This is a genomic window from Arthrobacter sp. AFG7.2, assembly GCF_002892835.1.
GTDB lineage: Bacteria > Actinomycetota > Actinomycetes > Actinomycetales > Micrococcaceae > Arthrobacter.
The window spans coordinates 1-18,144 of sequence record NZ_PJMB01000012.1 but is presented as its reverse complement, the minus strand read 5'-3'; the positions used below and the strand labels follow the sequence as shown (position 1 = coordinate 18,144).

Genomic DNA, 18,144 nt, shown 5'->3' with positions numbered 1-18,144 from the left:
TGCACCTTCCCCGGCGGTTTCCGCAGGCATTCCACCGGCAGCCGGTGTGGTGATGGGCACGCGGGCTCTTGACACGGGACCCCTACATGGGATTACCTAATGAACATTCGGTAAATAAAGCTGGAGGCAATGACGCATGGCTGAAACCACCCTTTCGGGGCCCACACACCAGATACTGGAGAACGACTACGCCTCCGAGTGGATGGGAATCCAGGTCCTCGCCCTCAGCGACGGGCATGCAACCATCCGGATGACCCTCCGGCAGGAAATGCTCAACGGCTTCGGCATGGCCCACGGCGGAATGATCTTCGCCTTCGGTGACACCGCCTTCGCCCTCGCGTGCAACCCTGCCGTGCCGGCTCCCGGGGAGGAAAACAGCATCACTGTGGCCTCCGGCGTCGACATCAATTTCCTCAAACCTGCCTTCCGCGGCCAGGTGCTCACAGCGGTAGCGGACCGCCGCTCCAGCGCGGGCCGCAGCGGCCTGTACGACATCCAGATTTTCGCCGGGGATGGGCAGGCTTCCGAACCAGGCCAGCCCACCCCTGCCCAGCCCGGCGAGCTCGTTGCCGAGTTCCGCGGACGCAGCCGCACCATCCCCAAGAAGTAGGAAACAATGACCCTGCATGCCCCCGAAACCCCCGCCGCTGTTGCAGCAACCGACGCCGGGCTGGACCGCGAAGAGACCATTTCCCGGGACGAGCTTGAAGCCCTCCAGCTGAGCCGCCTCCAGCACACCGTTGCCTACGCGTACGAGCGTGTACCCCTGTACAAGCGCAAGTTCGACGACGCCGGCATCCACCCCAACGACCTGCGCGAGCTGGACGACCTGGGCAACTTCCCGTTCACCACCAAGGACGACCTGCGCGAGGAATACCCGTTCGGCATGTTCGCCGTCCCGCAGAACGAAGTGGCCCGCGTGCACGCCAGCTCGGGAACCACGGGGCGGCCAACGGTGGTGGGATACACCAAACAGGACCTCGCGGACTGGGCAAAGCTGGTGGCCCGCAGCTTCCGCGCCTCCGGCATCCGCCCCGGCATGAAGGTCCACAACGCCTACGGCTACGGCCTGTTCACCGGCGGGCTCGGTGCGCACGCCGGCGCTGAAGCCCTGGGCTGCACCGTGATTCCCATTTCCGGCGGGCAGACCGAGCGCCAGATCCAGCTGATCCAGGACTTCAAGCCGGACGCCATCCTGGCCACCCCCACGTACCTGCTGACCATCGCCGACGCCATGGCGCACATGGGCATCGACCCCGCCTCCACCTCATTGAAGTACGCCGTGCTGGGCGCCGAGCCGTGGACCGAGGAGATGCGGCACGAGCTCGAAGTCACCATGAACATCAAAGCCTGCGACATCTACGGACTGTCCGAGGTGATGGGCCCGGGCGTGGCCGGCGAAGCAGTGGAAACGCAGGACGGCAGCCACATCTGGGAGGACCACTTCCGCCCCGAGATCATCGATGCATTCAACCCCGAGGTGGGCAAGGAAAACGTCCTGCGCGACGGCGAGCACGGCGAACTCGTGTTCACCTCGCTCACCAAGGAAGCGCTGCCCATCATCCGGTACCGCACCAAGGACCTCACCCGGCTGCTCCCCGGCACGGCCCGCCCGGCACACCGCAGGATGGGACGCATCACCGGCCGCAGCGACGACATGATCATCCTCCGCGGGGTGAACGTTTTTCCGTCACAGATCGAGGAAATTGCCCTCCGAATCCCGGAGCTCAGCCCGCACTTCCAGCTGGAGCTCACCCGTCCCGAAGGCCAGCGGATGGACCAGATGACGGTGAAGATCGAGCGCCGGGAAACCGTCAGCATTGAGCAGGTTTCGACGGCGGCGCGCACCTTGAAGGAGCAGATCAAGATCCACGTGGGTTCTTCCTGCACTGTGGACGTGGTGGACCCCGGCTCGCTGGAGCGGTCCAACGGCAAGCTGCGCAGGATTTACGATATGCGGCCCAAGGCGTAGCAGCCCACGCCGAAAAACTCACAGGTGGCCGGGACCCACGCCCCGGCCACCTGTCATGTTTCCGCACCGCAGGGTCCAAGGTCCCCGAACATCAATAGCGTTAATTACCGAACGTTCATGAGAAAATGGCCGGTATGTCCAGCACAGATACACCCACCAAGCGCGGCCGCCCCGGATACGACCAGCAGTCGGTACTGCGCATCGCCGTCGACGTCTTCAACCGGCACGGTTACGACGCAACATCGATGGGCATCCTCGCGGACAACCTTGGCATCTCCAAGTCTGCCATCTACCACCATGTGCCCTCCAAGGGCGACCTCCTCAAACTCGCTTTGGACCATGCGCTGGGCGGCCTGGAGTCCATTCTGGAGGAGCCCGCCGCAACCTCAGGCGCAGCCGATGCGCGCCTCGAGTTCGTGCTCCGCCAAACGGTGGCGGTCCTGGTGGACCGGCTGCCGTTCGTTACGCTGCTCCTTCGCCTGCGCGGCAATACCGAAATTGAGCGGGACGCGCTGGAACGCCGCCGCACGTTCGACCACAAGGTGGCTGGCCTTATTTCCGCCGCCCGCGACGAAGGCTCCCTCCGCCAGGACATCGATCCGAGGACCGTCACCCGCCTGCTGTTCGGCATGATCAACTCGATCGTGGAGTGGTACAAGCCCGGCGGCTCGCTGTCACCGGAACGACTGGCCGACGACGTCATCACCATGGCCTTCGACGGCCTGCACTCCACGGAGCCCGCAGCAAAATACTAAGGCTGCTTGGTATTTTCGTGGTTCCGCGGCTACGGTGGTAGGACCAGCCCGAGGATCCGCAGGAGGCCGCGTATGAGCACCGCTACCAGCAACGAACCACCGCGTTCGCACCGGTTCCGCACGGCAGCGGGAGCCGCACTTTTGGGCGCTTCCGTGGTCCTCACCGCCTGCACGGGCTCCCCTCCGCCGGAACCCAACGGGTCCGCCGCCAGCGGTTCAACGTCCACTGCCACTGCCGCCAGCACCGCCGCAGCCCCCGCACCGGCCGCTGCAGCCGACATCCCCCAGCTCGTGGAGAACCTCGCACCGTCCGTGGTGACCATCTTCACCGAAGGCGGCCTGGGTAGCGGGGTGGTCTATTCCGAGGACGGCCTCGTCCTCACGAACGAACACGTGATCCGTGGCAACACCACCGTGGAGGTCGCCTTCGCTGACGGCCAGCGGGTGGAGGGAACGGTCAAGGCCACCGACCCCGTGACAGACCTGGCCCTGGTGCAGGCCGACCGCACCGGCCTGCCCAAACCCGTGTACCAGACCGACCTGCCGCGCGTCGGCGAAGGTGCCGTGGTGCTGGGCTCGCCGCTCGGCTTCGAAAACACGGCAACCGCCGGCATCATCTCCGGGTTGCACCGCTCCATTCCCGGCTCCGCCTCCAACAGCCTGTCGCTGGTGGACCTGATCCAGACCGATGCCCCCATCAGTCCGGGCAATTCGGGCGGGGCGGTCATCAACATGCGCGGCGAAATCATCGGCATCAGCGAGGCTTACATTCCTCCGTCTGCCGGCGCCGTTGCCCTCGGATTCGCAATTCCCGCCGCCACCGCAGTGGAGGTTGCCGAGGAACTCCTGGCCGACGGCACTGCCGAGCACGCGTACCTGGGCCTCACCCCGGGAGCACTGACGCCCCAGATCGCCGGCCAGCTGGGCATCGAGGCAAGCACCGGCGTCGTGGTCCTGGCAGTGGACGAGGACGGCCCCGCGGGACGCGCAGGCATCCGCCCCGGCGACGTCCTGGAGTCCATGGAAGGTGTGGAGCTGAACGCCCCCGAGAAGCTCCTGGCTGAACTCCGGAACCGCAACCCCGGCGATACCGTAGGCTTCAAGGTCAAGCGGCAGGACCAGAGCCTTGACCTCAAGGCGGACCTCATCGCCCGGCCCACAAGTAACACCCCCACAGGAAGGTAAGAACATGAGCCACCCCAAAGACGAAGCAGACGCCGGATACATCATTCCGGATCCCTCAAAGGTCCGCGAGGACATCCCCGGCGATGCCGGAGACGAGGCCAACGTGATCCGCTTCAGCGAAGAGCAGGCCCTGATCGAGGAACAGTCCCACGGCATCCGCCCGGACACCTACAGTGTCCCCTCCGGCGGGCCCACCATGACCGAAGCCAGGGGCAACATGGACCTTTCGGACCAGAGTGAAAGCGGGCACGGCACCGGCCCGGAGGATGACAGCAGCGACGACGGCCTGCATGGCGGCGCCGAGTCCTGACGCTTTAGCCGCAGAGGAAACAGCAGGGGCGCCCCGGACCAGTTCAGTCCGGGGCGCCCCTGCTGTTCGCCGAAGGGTTTTACTTCTCGACGAGGGTCAGGACGTCGTAGGTGGCCACGATCTCTTCGTTCTGGTTGGTGAGGACCGCGTCCCAGGCCACTTCGCCGTACTCGTCAGTTTCGCGCGGCGTGATCTTCTTGGCAGTGAGCGTCACGCGGATTGAGTCCCCGGCGGCAACGGGAGTGATGAACCGGAGGTTTTCCAGTCCGTAGTTGGCAAGGACCGGGCCCGGAGCAGGCTCCACGAACAGGCCGGCACCCCAGGCCAGCAGCAGGTATCCGTGGGCCACGATGCCCGGGAAGAACGGGTTGGCTTCCGCTGCCTCGTGGTTGGTGTGGGCGTAGAAGGTGTCGCCGGTGGAATGGGCGAAGGCGGTGATGTCCTCCAAAGTCACCTGGCGCAGGTCGGAGCGGACGGCGTCGCCGATGCGCAGTGTCTCCAGCGGCTTCCGGAACGGGTGGGTTCCCTCGGTGTCCACGGTGAAGTTGCGGTCGGCGCCGGGGTGCCAGACGCCCGTGACGGCCGTCAGCATGTTCGGGGAGCCCTGGATGGCGGTGCGCTGCATGTGGTGCATCACTGAACGGATCCCACCGAGCTCTTCCCCGCCGCCGGCGCGCCCGGGTCCGCCGTGGACCAGGTGCGGCACCGGCGAACCGTGCCCGGTGGAGGTGCGGGCGTCCTCACGGTTGAGCATCAGGACACGGCCGTGGTGCGCGGCAATACCGGTCACCAGTTCGCGCGCCACTGACGGATCGTTGGTGCAGACCGAGGCCACCAGGGAGCCGCCGCCGCGGGCGGCGAGGCGGACGGCGTCGGAAAGGTCCTTGTACCCGATCACAGACGAAACGGGACCGAATGCTTCCAGCGAGTGGACTTCCTCCGCTTCGGGATCCTGCCAATTCAGCAGGACGGGCGCCATGAACGCGCCGCCATCCACCACGCCGGTGGAACCGTCCGCAGACGTGACCGACGGCGTTTCGAGTGTTCCGTAAGCGAGCTCACCGCCGTTGTCGAGCATGGTCTGGACAGCGGCCCGGACATCCTCAAGCTGCTCCACTGAGGCCAGTGCTCCCATGGTGACGCCCTCCGCGCGCGGGTCACCGAGGACCACACGCTCCTGGATGCGCTTGCCGATGGCCGCGGATACGGCGGAAACCAGTTCCTGCGGCACGATGGCGCGGCGGATCGCGGTGCACTTCTGACCCGCCTTCGCCGTCATCTCGGTGACCACGGACTTGACGAAGGCATCGAATTCCGGAGTGCCTTCCACGGCGTCCGGCCCCAGGATGGCGGCGTTCAGCGAGTCCGTTTCGGAGGTGAAGCGGACACCGCCCTGGACCACATTGGGGTGCGATTTCAAGGACAGCGCAGTGGAAGCCGAGCCGGTGAAAGCTACCAGGTCACGGTAGTCCAGCACATCCAGCAGCCCGCGGACGGAGCCGGAGATCAGCTGCAGCGAGCCTTTGGGAAGGATGTTGGATTCAACAATGGCCTTCACCACGGCGGCGGCCACGTACCCGGTGGGGGTGGCGGGCTTGACGATGGTGGGAACACCGGCGAGGAACGCGGGGGCAAACTTCTCCAGCATGCCCCAGACGGGGAAGTTGAACGCGTTGATCTGCACGGCCACGCCCGGGATGCGGGTGTAGATGTGTTCACCGGCGAAGGACCCGTCCTTGGACAGCACTTCCATGGGGCCATCCACAACCACCTGGGAGTTGGGAAGCTCGCGGCGGCCCTTGGAGCCGAAGGTGAAAAGGACGCCGATGCCGCCGTCGATGTCAATCATCGAGTCAATCTTGGTGGCGCCGGTCTGGGCGGAGAAGGTGTAGAAGTGCTCCCGCCGGGCGTTCAGGTACTGGGCGAGCTCCTTGAGCTTGAGGGCGCGCTGGTGGAAGGTGAACTGGCCGAGCTCCAGCTGGCCGGTGGTGCGGCCGTAGTCCACGACGGCGCCCAGGTCCAGCCCCTCGGTGCTCACCTTGGCCAGGATCTCCCCCGTGCTGGCGTCCCTGACAGGAGTTGCGGACGATGCCGCTCCGGTGTCCGGAGTCCACCAGGAGTCCTGGATAAAGCTGGGCACTGTCTCCACGGTGTCGACCGTGCCCTGGGGAGCTGTGGCTGTGGTGGTCATCGTTGACGGGTCCTTCCAACAAAGGGGCAGACAGAAGCGGCCACAAGATTACTGACCGTCCGTTCGGTAATATATTTACCATACATGAATGTGCCCCGCTGCACACTAGAAGGCGGGTGCACACCGGAAGGCCGCCTACAGTAATGGGCAACGCGACAATGGCCGGCGCAAATGTGCCGGCGCGCCGAAGGAGAGCAGATGAGCACCCCACCGCCGAACGATACAGCCAGCGAAGAACACGACGGCAGCGACAAGGAGCTGTGGAAGATCACCCTTGGCGAACTGGACGAGAAGATGGGCGTGAAAATCCTCGAGGAGTCGGTGGAGCGTGTAGTCGCCACCATGCCTGTGGAGGGAAACCGGCAGTCTTTCGGCCTGCTGCACGGCGGGGCGTCGCTGGCCGTAGGCGAAGCCGTGGGTTCCTGGGCAGCGGTCATTCACGCGAGCACACTCGGGAAGACGGCGGTGGGGGTGGACGTGTCAGCCACCCACCACCGGTCCGCCCGGGAAGGGCAGATCACCATTACGGCCACGCCCATCCACCTCGGCGGCACGCTCACCACCCACGAGGTGCTCATCACCAACGAGGCGGGCCAGCGGCTTTGCACCCTGCGCATCACCAACCTGCTGATGCGGCGCCACAAAAGATGAGCCGTCTGGCCGGGTTGTTGAGCTTGTCCAAACCTCAGCGTCGGGTCCCAAGCGTCCGACGGCGGACCAGCGCCATCAGCACGGCACCGACCACAATTGCGGTTGCGGCGGTACCAGCCGCGGGGAGAAGCGCGGACGGGCCGGTGTAAGCCAGGTTGCCGGCATTCCTCCGGTCGCCGTTGCCTCCGGTATTGGCGGGGTCGGCAGGAGGGGTTTTGCCGGGCGGGGTCACGCCGACGGCGGGCGGGCCGTCCGCAGGCGGGCCGTCCGCGGAGGGCTGCGGAGCGGGGTCAAGGACGAACGATGCGGTGGCCGTTGCCGAGGAGAGTCCATCCATGGCCTGGATTACGGAAATCGTGTGGGCTCCGGGGGCCAGTCCGCCAGGGAAGGGAACCTGCCAGCTTCCGCCCGCAACCAGCTCCAGCGGAACCAGGGCAGGTGCCGCCGACCGGGAGCCGGCCTGGCCGCCTGATGTGAAGCCGGAGAGGGGCTTCCCGTCGATCGACACGGTCACGTCTGCCCCTTCGGCACCGCTGCCGGAAATGGTGTGCGGCAGGTTGTCCTGGCGGAAATGCTGCCCGTCATTGATGCTTGCAATGACCGGACGCGGAGGCGTTACCTGGACCGTTGCTGTGGCAACAGGACTGTTGGCCGTTCCCGGCGAGGACAGCACAGCGTTGGCCGTCACATTGCCGAAAGCTGCCGTACCTGCCACGCTGGCCGTCCATTGCCCGTCCAGGCCTACTGTTCCGGAGCCCGCCACGTCACCTGACACGGTCACGGTTGCACCCGGAGCGCCCGTGCCGGAAAGGGTGGTCAACTCCGTCAGGGGCTGACCCGCAGGAGCCGCGATGGTGGGGGCAGCCAGGGGTGCAGGCGCAACGTCTGCCGTCAGCGACGCGGCCCCGGAGCGGCTGGAGCCGTTCATCGTTTCAGCCTGGAAGGTCAACGGGCCAGCAGTCCACGGAGCGTTAAAGCTCCAATTGCCTGCTTTGTCGACGGGCACGTCAAAGGTTTCATGGCCGGGCAGGCTGATGCGGACGGCGGTACCCGAGGCAGAGGCCGGCTCCACGGGAACCTGTCCGGCGATGGCTTGGCCTGCCTGCACGCTTTCGCCAGGCGCGGGCGAAGTCAGTGCCGGTTTGTTGAGGAAGACTTCCAGCTGGTACCCGGGCAGCACCTCGAGTGCATCCTGCAGGGTGGCTGCCAGGGCGAAGTTCTGGGCCCCTCCGCTTTCTCCGGCGGAATGGATACCCACTGCGAAGTTTCCGCTGATCCAGGGGCCGCCGGAGTCGCCGCCGGCCGACTGCACATCCAAGGACACGAAGCCCCTGATGGCCCGTAGATCCTTTTTGTCTTGTGCATAGTTGGTCCCCTCAATGAGGTAAATCCCAACCTCGCTGATGGTGCCGCACGACCATCCCGTCCGCCAGCCGGAACGGCACACGTCCATGCCAATCACCGGGGCAGCCGCGCCGATGATTTTGACGTCAGGTCCCGGGGCAGTCTGGTTGCCCCATGTGGTAGCTGCGGGGAGCGGGTCCAGATCCGCGCGGAGGGCACCAATGACCGCGAGGTCCGTTCCTGCGTTCCCGGGGTCTGTGCCGTTACCGGGTTGCAGCACGGGGGTGTTGCCCGATCCGCCAAACTGGCTGAACTCGAAGCTGCCCAGCAAGCCTGCCCGCACTCCCTGGAGCAGCAGGTCAGCGGTCTTCGATGCCCCATCCTCGCCACAGTGCCCAGCGGTCAGGACGGCAGGCAGGCCCGCCGGAGTGAACGCGGAGAAACCAGTCGAACAAATCCACCCGCTGTCCGCTGCATAACCCACCCCGCCCGGGACATCGGCTTCCGGCTTCAAGGGGGCTCCCGGTGCCAGTTCGACGTTTGTGTACCTCGACACGAACTCGGACGCCGAGACCTTCCCGGTGCCCGTTTCTGTCGCCTCTGAACCAGTGACGGACAGAGCGGCCGCGCCTGCCGACTCCGGCGTGTTGACGCCCCCGGTCCTGATGACAAAACTCGAACCAGTGCTGACCACCGCCTGCAGGCCCGTGATACCGACGTCGCGCACGTAGGCGTGGAAAAGCTGTTCGGTGCTGGCAGCACGTTCGGACCCGGGCGCTGGGGATGCGGACGCTGTTGGTTCAGGCGCAGCTGGCGCTTCCAGCTCCAGTGGAAGGCCTGGAGCGCCGGCGGCGAGCGCGTGCATGGCTGCCTGCAGTTCGCCTCCAAAACCCGTCACGATGATTTTGTTGTTTTCCACCCGGATCCCCGTATAGCCAGGCACGGCGCGGAGCGCCGCTGCGGCAGCCTCTGCCCGGACACCCAGCTCCCCCGCCGCGTCGAACTGTTCCGGGGTGACGCCGAGGTCGCGCTGGACGGCATCCGCGAGACCAGTTGCGGAAACGCCGTAAGCTGCGGGCGCCGGGGCCTCCGTTCCCGGGCTTGCTATGGTGCTTGCGGCCGGACTGGTGGCCTCAGTTTCGCTATCGCTCCCCGCCGCCCAGGCGGGAACAGCCACGTAGGCGGACGCAGCCAGCACGCCGGTGGCAGCGCCAAACGAGAGCAAACGCCGCAGATTGCCGCCGTTCACCAGTCTGCCGGCGCTCATCGTGACACCCCGGTTCCGCAAAGGGACAGCACCGCGTCCAGCTCAGCAGGGCTGAGGCCGTGCCGCAGCAAGAAAGCACGGGTGTCCAGTTCCCGGACAAACTCCACAACTGCGAGTCCGCGCTGCTCGAGCAGAGGTGCCAGCTCGGCTTCTTCAACATAGCGTTCACGGTCGTGGGGCGGGCCGTGCGTACGGTAGCGCTCGTTGATGCCGCCGGCTGCGCGACGGTAGCTGTCGGCAATGTCTGCGTCCGGGGCCTCTGCAAGATCCTGGACCATCGCGGCCACCAGGCCGCTGCGGTCACGGCCTGCAGCACAGTGCAACAGCACGCCGCCCCGGGGCGAGGCGGCCGCCAACTCGCGGAAGACTCCCACCAGCTTGTCCGGGAACAGCCGCGCGTTCTCCGAATAGTGGGCAGGATCGTTGAGGTAGGGGCCGGTCAGTGCTGTGAAGCGGGGATCACCAGGTTCCTCCGTAGGCGCTGAAACGAGGACCATCCCGGACCACGCCGCCCCGCCCACCACGGGGTCGGTGTCCCGGCGCCGGGCCTCTGCAGGGTTTCGCAGATCAATCACTGTGCGGACGCCGTCGTCGTACATCTGCCGCCAGCCCGCCTCCGTGACCCATTCACGCCGGCCCATCCGGTAGACGTCGCCGGCCACGTGCCACGCGTTGACAGCACCATCCCAGTCCACGGAGCTGCGGGGTTTCTTCATCCGGACAGCTAATCACAGTGGCCACAGGAGTCGCACCCCTTACTTGGAGTACGGTGTTTGCTGTATGCCTTCTTCCGCCGTTCAAAGGGGAACCCTTATGGTCAACACAACAGTACGACGGCGCCACGCGGCTTTTGCTGCCGGCTTCGCGGCCCTCGCCATGGCGGCGGGGTTGGCTGCAGCGCCCGCCCAGGCGGCGGACAAGACCAAATACATCGCCCTCGGAGATTCCTTTGCCTCCGGGCAGGGCGCCGGGCCGTACCTGGATGATTGCTTCCGCAGCGAAAACGCGTATTCCGAGCTGGCTGACGAGTCCAAGGCGATCAAGCTCGTGGTTAACGCGGCCTGCAGCGGCAAGACCACCCAGGAGGTGGTGAGCGACCAGCTCCGTCAGTTGAACAAGAGCACCGAGCTCGTCACCATCACCGCCGGCGGCAACAACATCGGCTTCGGCGCCATCATCACCGCATGCGCCGCGGCACTTACGGGGGCCACCCCGGGCGAGGCCTGCAACACTGCCATTACCGGTGCAACGGCGAAGCTCCAGGGTGGACAGCTGTACAGCGAGCTGCTCTCGATGATCAGGAGCGTGCAGGCCGCAGCGCCCAATGCCAAGATCGTGCTCACCGGCTATCCCTACCTCCTCGATCCCATCGAAGCGGGCAGGACCGACCCGGCAGGGCAGTTCATCTACCAGGCGACGCAACTGTCTGACCTCCTTAACGGAAACATCCTGGCCGCGGCGGCTGCCGCCAATGCCGCCACTGAGGATGACCCCGACGTCCAGTTTGTTGATGTGCGGCCGGTTTTCCTCGGCCACGGCGCCTTATCGCCGGATCCATGGATCAACCTGATCCCTTCCGGTCCGGGCGAACCCGTTGATCCGGATAACTTCCACCCCAATGAGGCCGGCTACGAGGCGTACTTCGCGGCCCTGAGCGCCGCCGGCGCCTACTCGGTTTCCTAGCCGCGCCGGGCGAGCCTGTACTCCAGGCCCGCCCGGACCATGGGCCATTCGTGCTCCAGGATGGAGAACACCACGGTGTCCCGCAGGAGTCCATCGCGGGACCGCGAGTGGCTGCGGAGCACGCCGTCCTGCTTCGCCCCGAGCCGGGCAATGGCCTCCCGCGACTGATGGTTCAGCCAGTGGGTGCGGAACTCCACTGCCGGGCAGCCCAGAGTCTCAAACGCGTGCCGCAGCAGCAAAAGCTTGGAGTCCGGATTGGTCCCGGTTCCGCGGGCTGACGCCGCGTTCCAGGTGGAGCCGATCTCCACCCGGGGCGTACCGGCGTCGATATTCATGTAGGTGGTCATGCCAATGACCCTGCCGGGTCCGCCGGTGGCAGGATCCACGAGGCGCGTGGTGAACGGCAGCATGGACCCCTGCTCCTGAAGTGCCAGGCGCCGCTCTATCTCCGCGGCCATCCCTTCCGGCGACGGGACCGAGGTGTACCAGAGCCGCCAGAGTTCGCCGTCGCGTGCCGCGGCCACCAACCCGTCATGATGCTCTCCGGACAAGGGCTCGAGGGTTACATAACGGCCGGTAAGGGTAAGGGGTTCAAGGTAAGCCACTGCACCAGCCTAGGTGCAACCACCTGTGGCGGTTACGCTGGGAAAAGCACCAGGACGGCGAGATATAGGGAGTTATTGTGTCAGGAAGCAATCCGGACCCGGAAGAAGACAAGATTACTGGCCTGGAACCCGGAGGCGGCGTACCGCCGGGGGAAACTCCGCCGGGTGAAGCATCCACAACCACAACCCAGGGCCATGACGAGCACGGGACCAAGAAGAGCACGCAGTTCTTCTGGATTGGCATGATCGCGGTTGTGGTCCTGCTCTCGCTGCTCTACTTCATCGGCTACATCGTCGGATTCTTCGACTAGCCTGCGTTGCTGCTGGGCCAGTCAAAGAAGCCCTTGCCGGTCTTCCGCCCCAGTTCACCCCGGGCCACCTTGTCCCTGAGGATCTGGGGCGGGGCGAACCGCTCCCCCAGCGTCGAGTGCAGGTATTCGGCAATCCCGAGCCTGACGTCCAGCCCCACAATGTCTGTAGTCTTCAGCGGACCGGTGGGGTGCTTGTAGCCCAGCACCATGGCGGCGTCGATGTCACCGGCAGAGGCAACCCCTTCCTCCACCATGCGCATCGCCTCCAGCGCGATGGCCACGCCAAGGCGTGAGGACGCGAACCCCGGGGCATCATTGACGACGACGGCTGTCTTGCCGAGTGCCTCCACCCACCCCTTGGCCGCGGCAGCGAGTTCTGGTGACGTGTGTTCGCCGAGCACCACCTCAATGAGGGTTGAGGCCGGAACAGGGTTGAAGAAGTGGAGGCCCAGGAAGTTTTCGGGGCGCTTCAACTCCCGGGCCAGCCCGTTCACCGACAATGACGACGTGTTGGAGGCAAGGCAGCCGTCATCGGCCAGCCGCTCCTCGATGCCGCGCAGCGAGGTGACTTTCAGGTCCCAGTCCTCGGGGACGGCTTCCACCACCAGCTGCCGGTCCGCGAAAGCGTCGTAATCCACGCCAACAGTGAGCCGGGAGGCCATCTCGTCCAGGTTGGCGTCCGTCATGCCACGTTCGATGCTCTTGGCAGCGGCTGACTCCACCCGCTCCCGGGCCGCTTCCGCGGACTGGTCGTCGCGCTCCACGACCAGGACGTCAGCACCCTTGACCAGGAAGGCGTGGGCGATTCCGGCGCCCATGCGGCCGCCGCCCAGGACGCCTACCCGCGAGGGGAGCCCGGGGGAAAATTCGGGGATGCTCATCAGTTCTATTCTCCGGTCTCGGTAGTGGCCTTGGCGTCCGCGTTCCTGCCGGACTTCTTGTCCAGGAACTTCTGCATCCGGTCGAACTTGGCCTCGGATTCGAAAAGGATGCCCTGGGCCAGCTGGTCTATCAAGGGGTGCGCTTCCGCGGGGGCGTGGAACACGGACTTGGTGATCCGGACCGCCAGCGGGTCCTGGCGTCCGATCCTGTCCGCCAGGTTGTGCGCCGCGTCCATAAGAGCCGATGGTTCATGCATCTCTGTCATGAGGTTAACGGCCAGCGCCTCATCCGCCGTCAGGACCTGCCCCGCCAGGAGGATCTGTTTGGCCACCGGCTCCCCCACGAGCTCCTTCAGCCGCCAGCTGGCCCCGGCCGCTGCCAGGATTCCCAGTCCGGTTTCGGGGTTGCCAATGCGGACGCCCGGGGTCCCGATCCGGAAATCCGCCGCATAGGCCAGCTCCGCCCCGCCACCCAGGCAGTACCCGTCAAGCGCGGCAATGACCGGCATGGGCAGCTTGGCGATCCGGACAAAGATGGTGGAGTTGATGCCCTGCAGGGCATCGTCCCGGCGCCGCTCACGCAACTGGGCGATGTCCGCCCCGGACGCGAACACGCCGTCGACGCCGGCGATAATCAGCACCTTGGGGTTTTGTTCAAGCGCGGTACAGACCGTGTGCAGCTCGTCCACCATCTGCTGGTCGATCGCATTGCGCACCTCGGGCCGGTTCAACAGCACCACCACGCGGTCGCCGCGTTCCTCAACCAGGAGCGCGTGGAACTTCTCCGCTGCCAGGTCGACGGCGCCGGGCATCAGACCTTCTCCAGCAGCATCGCGGTACCCTGGCCCACACCGATGCACATGGTGGCGAGTCCCACCCTGGCGTCCTCACGCTCCATCCGCCCCAGGAGGGTGATGGCGATCCGCGCCCCGCTGGAACCCAGCGGGTGCCCCAGGGCGATAGCCCCGCCGTCGTTGTTTACGATGTCCTGCTCCAGGCCAAGGCGCCGGATGCAGGCGAGGGACTGCGTGGCAAAGGCTTCGTTAAGTTCGACGGCGCCAAGGTCACCGACGCTCAGGCCGCTCCGCTTGAGCACCTTCTGGGTTGCCGGCACCGGGCCGATGCCCATGATTTCCGGTTCACAGCCCGCCGAGGCGCCGTCGATGATGCGGGCCCGGGGAGTCAGCCCGAGCCTTTCGATGGCTGCTTCGGAGGCAACGATGATGGCCGATGCACCGTCGTTAAGGGACGACGAGTTGCCAGCCGTCACCACGGAGCCGCCGTGGGCCACCGGCTTCAGTCCGGCCAAAACATCCAGGGTGGTGTCCGCGCGGGGGCCTTCATCCGTGTCCACCACGGTTTCGGACTTGCGGGTCTTGACGGTGACGGGAACAATTTCGTCCTTGAACCGCCCGGCGGCAATCGCATCCAGCGCGCGCTGGTGGGACTGCACGGCGAAAGCATCGGCGTCGTCGCGGGAGATGTTGTCCACGCGGGCCACCTCCTCGGCAGTCTCCGGCATGGAGTACGTCATCTTGCCGTCCCGGGACAGCTCCCCGTGCTGGAAGTGCGGGTTGGTGAAGCGCCAGCCGATGGAGGTGTCAAAAATGTGCCCCGGCTTGGCGAAGGCGGTGGCGGGCTTCTCCTGGACCCAGGGCGCCCGGCTCATGGATTCCACACCGCCGGCGATGACAATGTCCGCAGCGCCGGCCTTGATCATGTGGCTGGCCTGGATGATGGCGCTGAGGCCGGATGAGCACAAGCGGTTGACGGTAATCCCGGGGATGTGGAGGGGCAGCCCGGCAAGGAGGGTGGCCATGCGGGCAACGTTGCGGTTCTCTTCACCGGCTCCGTTGGCGTTGCCCAGGATGACCTCATCGATGCTGTCCGCATCGAGGCCCGCCCTGTTCACGGCCTCGCGGAGCACCAGGGCTGCGAGGTCATCGGGGCGGACAGAGGAGAGCGCCCCGCCGTACTTGCCCACCGGCGTTCGTACTCCGCCAACCAGGAAAGCCTGCGGACCTGCGGTTGCAGCCATGGAAACACCCTTCACGCGATAAACGGCACTGTCATCGGCGCCCGGCACAGCGGATTCCTCCACTTACCGACCGTTCGTTCTGTAAATAGTACACGGGAGCGGTCCGTTAGGGATACAGCATCCGAAGGCTGGAAGGCTTAGAGGACAGTTAGCCCCAGGTGGGCTGCCAGAAGGGGCGCCAAAAGGCCCAGCTGGTACTCATCAATCACCACGCCACCCAGGCTGCCGAGGCCACTGATGTTGCGGAACTCTGAGCTGCGGAGATCAAAGTCCTTGAGTTTTGCCCCGCTGACATCCAGGGAACCGATGGTGCAGTTCTTCAGGGCCACCCGCGTTCCAGTGGCCGAGCCAAGGTCCAGCTCGTTGATGATGCAGTCGCTGATCAGGACATCGGCAAGCTTGGCGCCGCGGAGGTTGAGGAAGTCCAGCTTGCCGCCGTCGATGCGGACCGAGTGCCAGCCGCTCTCGTACAGCTCAGCCGAACCAAGCCGCGGGTTCCGCAACTCAACGTCCCGCCACGTGGACCGCGACGCTGTGAACACCGGCGCATACAGCTCGCCCAGGATGCAGTCCCGGAAGGTGGAGCCGCGGAGCTGGGTGTCGTTGAAGGACACTCCCTGGAACTCGCACTCTGCGAAGTCCGTGCCGCCCAGGTCCAGGCCGTTGGCCTCGAACCGGCTGTACCGGCCGCCGTCGTACCGTTCACCGCGGTGGAAGTCCGGCGCCGGCTGGTCCGTCAGATTTTCCAGCCGGACCGGCGCGGTGATTTTCGCAGCGCCGGCTTTGGGAGGGTGCGCAGCCACTACAGTGATTCCGCCTTGGCCGCTATTTCCGTCAGGTCCTTTGCCAGCGCTTTGCGGGTGGCAGCCATCCCCAGTTTCCCGAAGACGGCCATCATGATGCGGGTGGCGGCAGTCGGCTTCAGGACCTCCGCCCCGAACGTCACAGTGAGGTCCGTGCCACCGCCATCCGGGGCAAGGCTGAAACGCGTGCTGTAATCGGCTCCACCCTGGACGGCTTTGACGGTGGTGGCGCGCGGCGGGTCAGTCTGTGCCACCCACATTTCGACGGTTTCGGACCTGCCCATCATTTTGCGGGTTTCCTTCCAGCGGGTGCCCTCCCGGTAAGGGCCGTCCGTCAGCAGCTGGACCGATTCCACTCCTGACAGGGTGGCGGGTGAGCCGGGAATATCCGTAATGACGGACCAGACTTTGTCCGGCGAAGCATTGATGTGCTGGGTAAGGCTGATGCTGTGGTCCATGGCTTCGAGCCTATCCCCCGACTCCGGCAATCCACAGGATCCGGGCTTCACGACGGGGGTGAATTAGTAAGCATGCTTCGTGTTAGTGTGAAAATGCACTGTTTGATCATCGGAAACGAAAGGAGGCCACCACCATGGGCCTCGGAGACAAGATCAGTAACGCAGCGGAAGACATGGGCGGCAAGGCCAAGGAAGCAGCCGGCAATGCCACCAACAATGACCGGCTGAAGGCGGAAGGCCAGACCGACCAGGTCAAGGCTGACGCGAAGAAGGTCGGCGAAAGCGTCAAGGACGAGTTCAAGCGCGATTAGCCTCTTCCTGCGGCAGCCCGGCTGAACCGGGCTGTAACAGAGCGAAACGGCGGTGGATCCTCAGGGATCCGCCGCCGTTCTGTTGTGCCGCCAGGGCCAGCGATAAGGACCGGGCACCCTCACCATCCGCTGCGGGTGGGCGTGTGCCCCTGCCGGGAGTCTTCCGGCATCGCCATCTCGGCCCGCAGGCCAAGGAGCCGGACGGGGCGGCCCGGCTCCATCTTTGCCACCAGGTCCAGGGCATGGGCCAGCACCTCCGCGGGGTCGGCGGTCCGCGGGATTTTCCGGGCGTAGGTCTTGGTGAAGAAGGGTGCATAACGGACTTTCAGCGTCAGTCCGACAACAGGCCGTCCCTCGGCCGCGACGTCTGCCAGGACGTGGGCAGCCAACTCCCTCACGGCGTCGTCGATCTGCCCGGGTTCCGTCAGGTCCTGCTGGAAGGTTGTTTCCCGGCTGTGCCCGCGTGCCACCCAGGGGGTGTCGTCCACCGTCCGGGCGCCGTCCCCCCGCCCAAGCTGGGCATACCAAGGCCCCATTTTCGGGCCGAACTCCGGGACCAGCCCGTCTGGATCGGCAGCGGCAAGGTCCGCGACAGTTGTGATGCCCAGCGTGGCAAGACGGGCCGACACTTTCGTTCCCACGCCCCACAGCTCGATCGTCGGCCGGCTTCCCATCACCTCGAGCCAATTGGCTTCCGTTAGCCGGAAAACGCCGGCGGGCTTGCCGAACGTTGTTGCTACTTTGGCGCGGACCAGGGTGTCGCCGATGCCGACGCTGCAGTGCAGCCGGGTCTTTTCAAGCACGGCGTGCTGCAGGTCCCGGGCGAAGGACTCCGGATCTTCCGATTCCACACCAACAAACGCTTCATCCCAGCCGAGCACCTGGACCGTGGCGCCCGGCCGGGCGCGCAGCACTGACATCACTTCCCCGGAGGCAGCGAGATAGGCTTCCTGGTCCACGGGCAGGATGACGGCGTCAGGGACCTTCCGTGCGGCTATGCGCAGTGGCATTCCGGAGCCGACGCCGAACGCCCTGGCCTCATAGGAGGCCGTGGACACCACTGCGCGCTCGGCAGGATCGCCGCGGCCGCCAACGATCACCGCCCTGCCCGCGAGCTCGGGCCGGCGGAGCACTTCGACGGCTGCAATGAACTGGTCAAGGTCCACATGCAGCACCCACGGTTCGCCCACAAGCCCAGTTTGCCCCGCCCGGACGCTCCGCACCACCTTCCGGCCGGCCGCCGTCGTAATCGCCGAAACGGTGCCGGGTCGCTGGACCGCCGGTATATATCAAGCTGTTTGTGACAGCTGGTTGGTTTGTTTGTGGTTGATACCGGCGGCGGGCGGGACTCCGGGCGCTGCGGGTTTGGCACGGTACCG

General features: G+C 65.8%; 19 protein-coding genes. 9 read left to right on the top strand and 10 right to left on the bottom strand.

What is annotated here, in order from left to right:
* Positions 1-136 precede the first annotated feature (136 nt).
* From CXX84_RS16875 to CXX84_RS16855, 5 genes are all read left to right on the top strand, one after another.
* Positions 137-610 (top strand): hotdog fold thioesterase, encoded by a 474-nt coding sequence (locus CXX84_RS16875; RefSeq protein ID WP_102977881.1) that lies wholly within the window; start codon positions 137-139, stop codon positions 608-610.
* A 6-nt stretch (positions 611-616) separates the two neighbouring features.
* Positions 617-1,972 (top strand): phenylacetate--CoA ligase PaaK, encoded by a 1,356-nt coding sequence (gene paaK / locus CXX84_RS16870; protein ID WP_102977880.1) that lies wholly within the window; start codon positions 617-619, stop codon positions 1,970-1,972.
* 134 nt (positions 1,973-2,106) lie between these two features.
* Positions 2,107-2,727: a TetR/AcrR family transcriptional regulator gene (locus CXX84_RS16865; protein WP_102977978.1), complete on the top strand. Its 621-nt coding sequence runs from the start codon at positions 2,107-2,109 to the stop codon at positions 2,725-2,727.
* Positions 2,728-2,799: 72 nt separating this feature from the next.
* Positions 2,800-3,912 (top strand): S1C family serine protease, encoded by a 1,113-nt coding sequence (locus tag CXX84_RS16860; protein ID WP_189337633.1) that lies wholly within the window; start codon positions 2,800-2,802, stop codon positions 3,910-3,912.
* A 4-nt stretch (positions 3,913-3,916) separates the two neighbouring features.
* Positions 3,917-4,222 (top strand): hypothetical protein, encoded by a 306-nt coding sequence (locus CXX84_RS16855; protein WP_102977879.1) that lies wholly within the window; start codon positions 3,917-3,919, stop codon positions 4,220-4,222.
* A gap of 79 nt (positions 4,223-4,301) precedes the next feature.
* On the opposite strand, the gene paaZ is transcribed toward CXX84_RS16855, so the two are convergent.
* The gene (gene paaZ, locus CXX84_RS16850) at positions 4,302-6,413 is read right to left on the bottom strand and encodes a phenylacetic acid degradation bifunctional protein PaaZ (protein ID WP_102977878.1); all 2,112 of its coding nucleotides are present in this window, start codon (positions 6,411-6,413) and stop codon (positions 4,302-4,304) included.
* A 198-nt stretch (positions 6,414-6,611) separates the two neighbouring features.
* Between paaZ and CXX84_RS16845 the strand changes: the two genes are divergently transcribed.
* Positions 6,612-7,064, top strand: a complete 453-nt coding sequence (locus tag CXX84_RS16845; RefSeq protein WP_102977877.1) for a PaaI family thioesterase — start codon at positions 6,612-6,614, stop codon at positions 7,062-7,064.
* A gap of 34 nt (positions 7,065-7,098) precedes the next feature.
* Here the strand turns inward: CXX84_RS16845 and CXX84_RS16840 are convergent, their stop codons facing one another.
* Both CXX84_RS16840 and CXX84_RS16835 read right to left on the bottom strand, forming a co-directional pair.
* Complete coding sequence (locus tag CXX84_RS16840) at positions 7,099-9,675, bottom strand: trypsin-like serine protease (RefSeq protein WP_102977876.1); 2,577 nt, start codon at positions 9,673-9,675, stop codon at positions 7,099-7,101.
* Positions 9,672-10,391, bottom strand: a complete 720-nt coding sequence (locus CXX84_RS16835) for a tyrosine-protein phosphatase (protein ID WP_102977875.1) — start codon at positions 10,389-10,391, stop codon at positions 9,672-9,674. The genes CXX84_RS16840 and CXX84_RS16835 overlap by 4 nt, the downstream gene beginning before the upstream one ends.
* 97 nt (positions 10,392-10,488) lie before the next feature.
* Here CXX84_RS16835 and CXX84_RS16830 point away from each other — a divergent pair, with 97 nt between their 5' ends.
* Positions 10,489-11,358 (top strand): SGNH/GDSL hydrolase family protein, encoded by an 870-nt coding sequence (locus CXX84_RS16830; RefSeq protein ID WP_189337632.1) that lies wholly within the window; start codon positions 10,489-10,491, stop codon positions 11,356-11,358.
* On the opposite strand, the gene CXX84_RS16825 is transcribed toward CXX84_RS16830, so the two are convergent.
* Positions 11,355-11,963 (bottom strand): GNAT family N-acetyltransferase, encoded by a 609-nt coding sequence (locus tag CXX84_RS16825; protein WP_102977873.1) that lies wholly within the window; start codon positions 11,961-11,963, stop codon positions 11,355-11,357. The genes CXX84_RS16830 and CXX84_RS16825 overlap by 4 nt on opposite strands.
* Before the next feature lie 77 nt (positions 11,964-12,040).
* On the opposite strand from CXX84_RS16825, the gene CXX84_RS16820 reads away from it, so the two are divergent.
* A complete protein-coding gene (locus CXX84_RS16820) occupies positions 12,041-12,274 on the top strand; it encodes a DUF6480 family protein (protein WP_102977872.1) in 234 nt (77 codons plus the stop codon).
* Here the strand turns inward: CXX84_RS16820 and CXX84_RS16815 are convergent.
* The 5 genes from CXX84_RS16815 to CXX84_RS16795 form a co-directional block, all read right to left on the bottom strand.
* Positions 12,271-13,155, bottom strand: coding sequence for a 3-hydroxyacyl-CoA dehydrogenase family protein (locus CXX84_RS16815; protein ID WP_102977871.1), 885 nt, complete (start codon positions 13,153-13,155; stop codon positions 12,271-12,273). The two genes, CXX84_RS16820 and CXX84_RS16815, sit on opposite strands and share 4 nt — an antisense overlap.
* Positions 13,156-13,160: 5 nt before the next feature.
* Complete coding sequence (locus tag CXX84_RS16810) at positions 13,161-13,967, bottom strand: enoyl-CoA hydratase/isomerase family protein (protein WP_102977870.1); 807 nt, start codon at positions 13,965-13,967, stop codon at positions 13,161-13,163.
* Positions 13,967-15,193: a thiolase family protein gene (locus CXX84_RS16805; protein WP_102977976.1), complete on the bottom strand. Its 1,227-nt coding sequence runs from the start codon at positions 15,191-15,193 to the stop codon at positions 13,967-13,969. Before CXX84_RS16805 ends, CXX84_RS16810 begins: the two co-directional genes overlap by 1 nt.
* A gap of 137 nt (positions 15,194-15,330) precedes the next feature.
* Positions 15,331-15,996 (bottom strand): pentapeptide repeat-containing protein, encoded by a 666-nt coding sequence (locus CXX84_RS16800; protein WP_411266224.1) that lies wholly within the window; start codon positions 15,994-15,996, stop codon positions 15,331-15,333.
* Entirely contained in the window at positions 15,996-16,454 is a 459-nt protein-coding gene (locus CXX84_RS16795; protein ID WP_102977868.1) for an SRPBCC family protein, read from the bottom strand. Before CXX84_RS16795 ends, CXX84_RS16800 begins: the two co-directional genes overlap by 1 nt.
* A 134-nt stretch (positions 16,455-16,588) precedes the next feature.
* Between CXX84_RS16795 and CXX84_RS16790 the strand changes: the two genes are divergently transcribed.
* Positions 16,589-16,765, top strand: coding sequence for a CsbD family protein (locus CXX84_RS16790; RefSeq protein ID WP_102977867.1), 177 nt, complete (start codon positions 16,589-16,591; stop codon positions 16,763-16,765).
* Between the two features lie 119 nt (positions 16,766-16,884).
* On the opposite strand, the gene CXX84_RS16785 is transcribed toward CXX84_RS16790, so the two are convergent.
* Complete coding sequence (locus tag CXX84_RS16785; RefSeq protein ID WP_102977975.1) at positions 16,885-17,940, bottom strand: DNA polymerase IV; 1,056 nt, start codon at positions 17,938-17,940, stop codon at positions 16,885-16,887.
* Between the last annotated feature and the right edge of the window lie 204 nt (positions 17,941-18,144).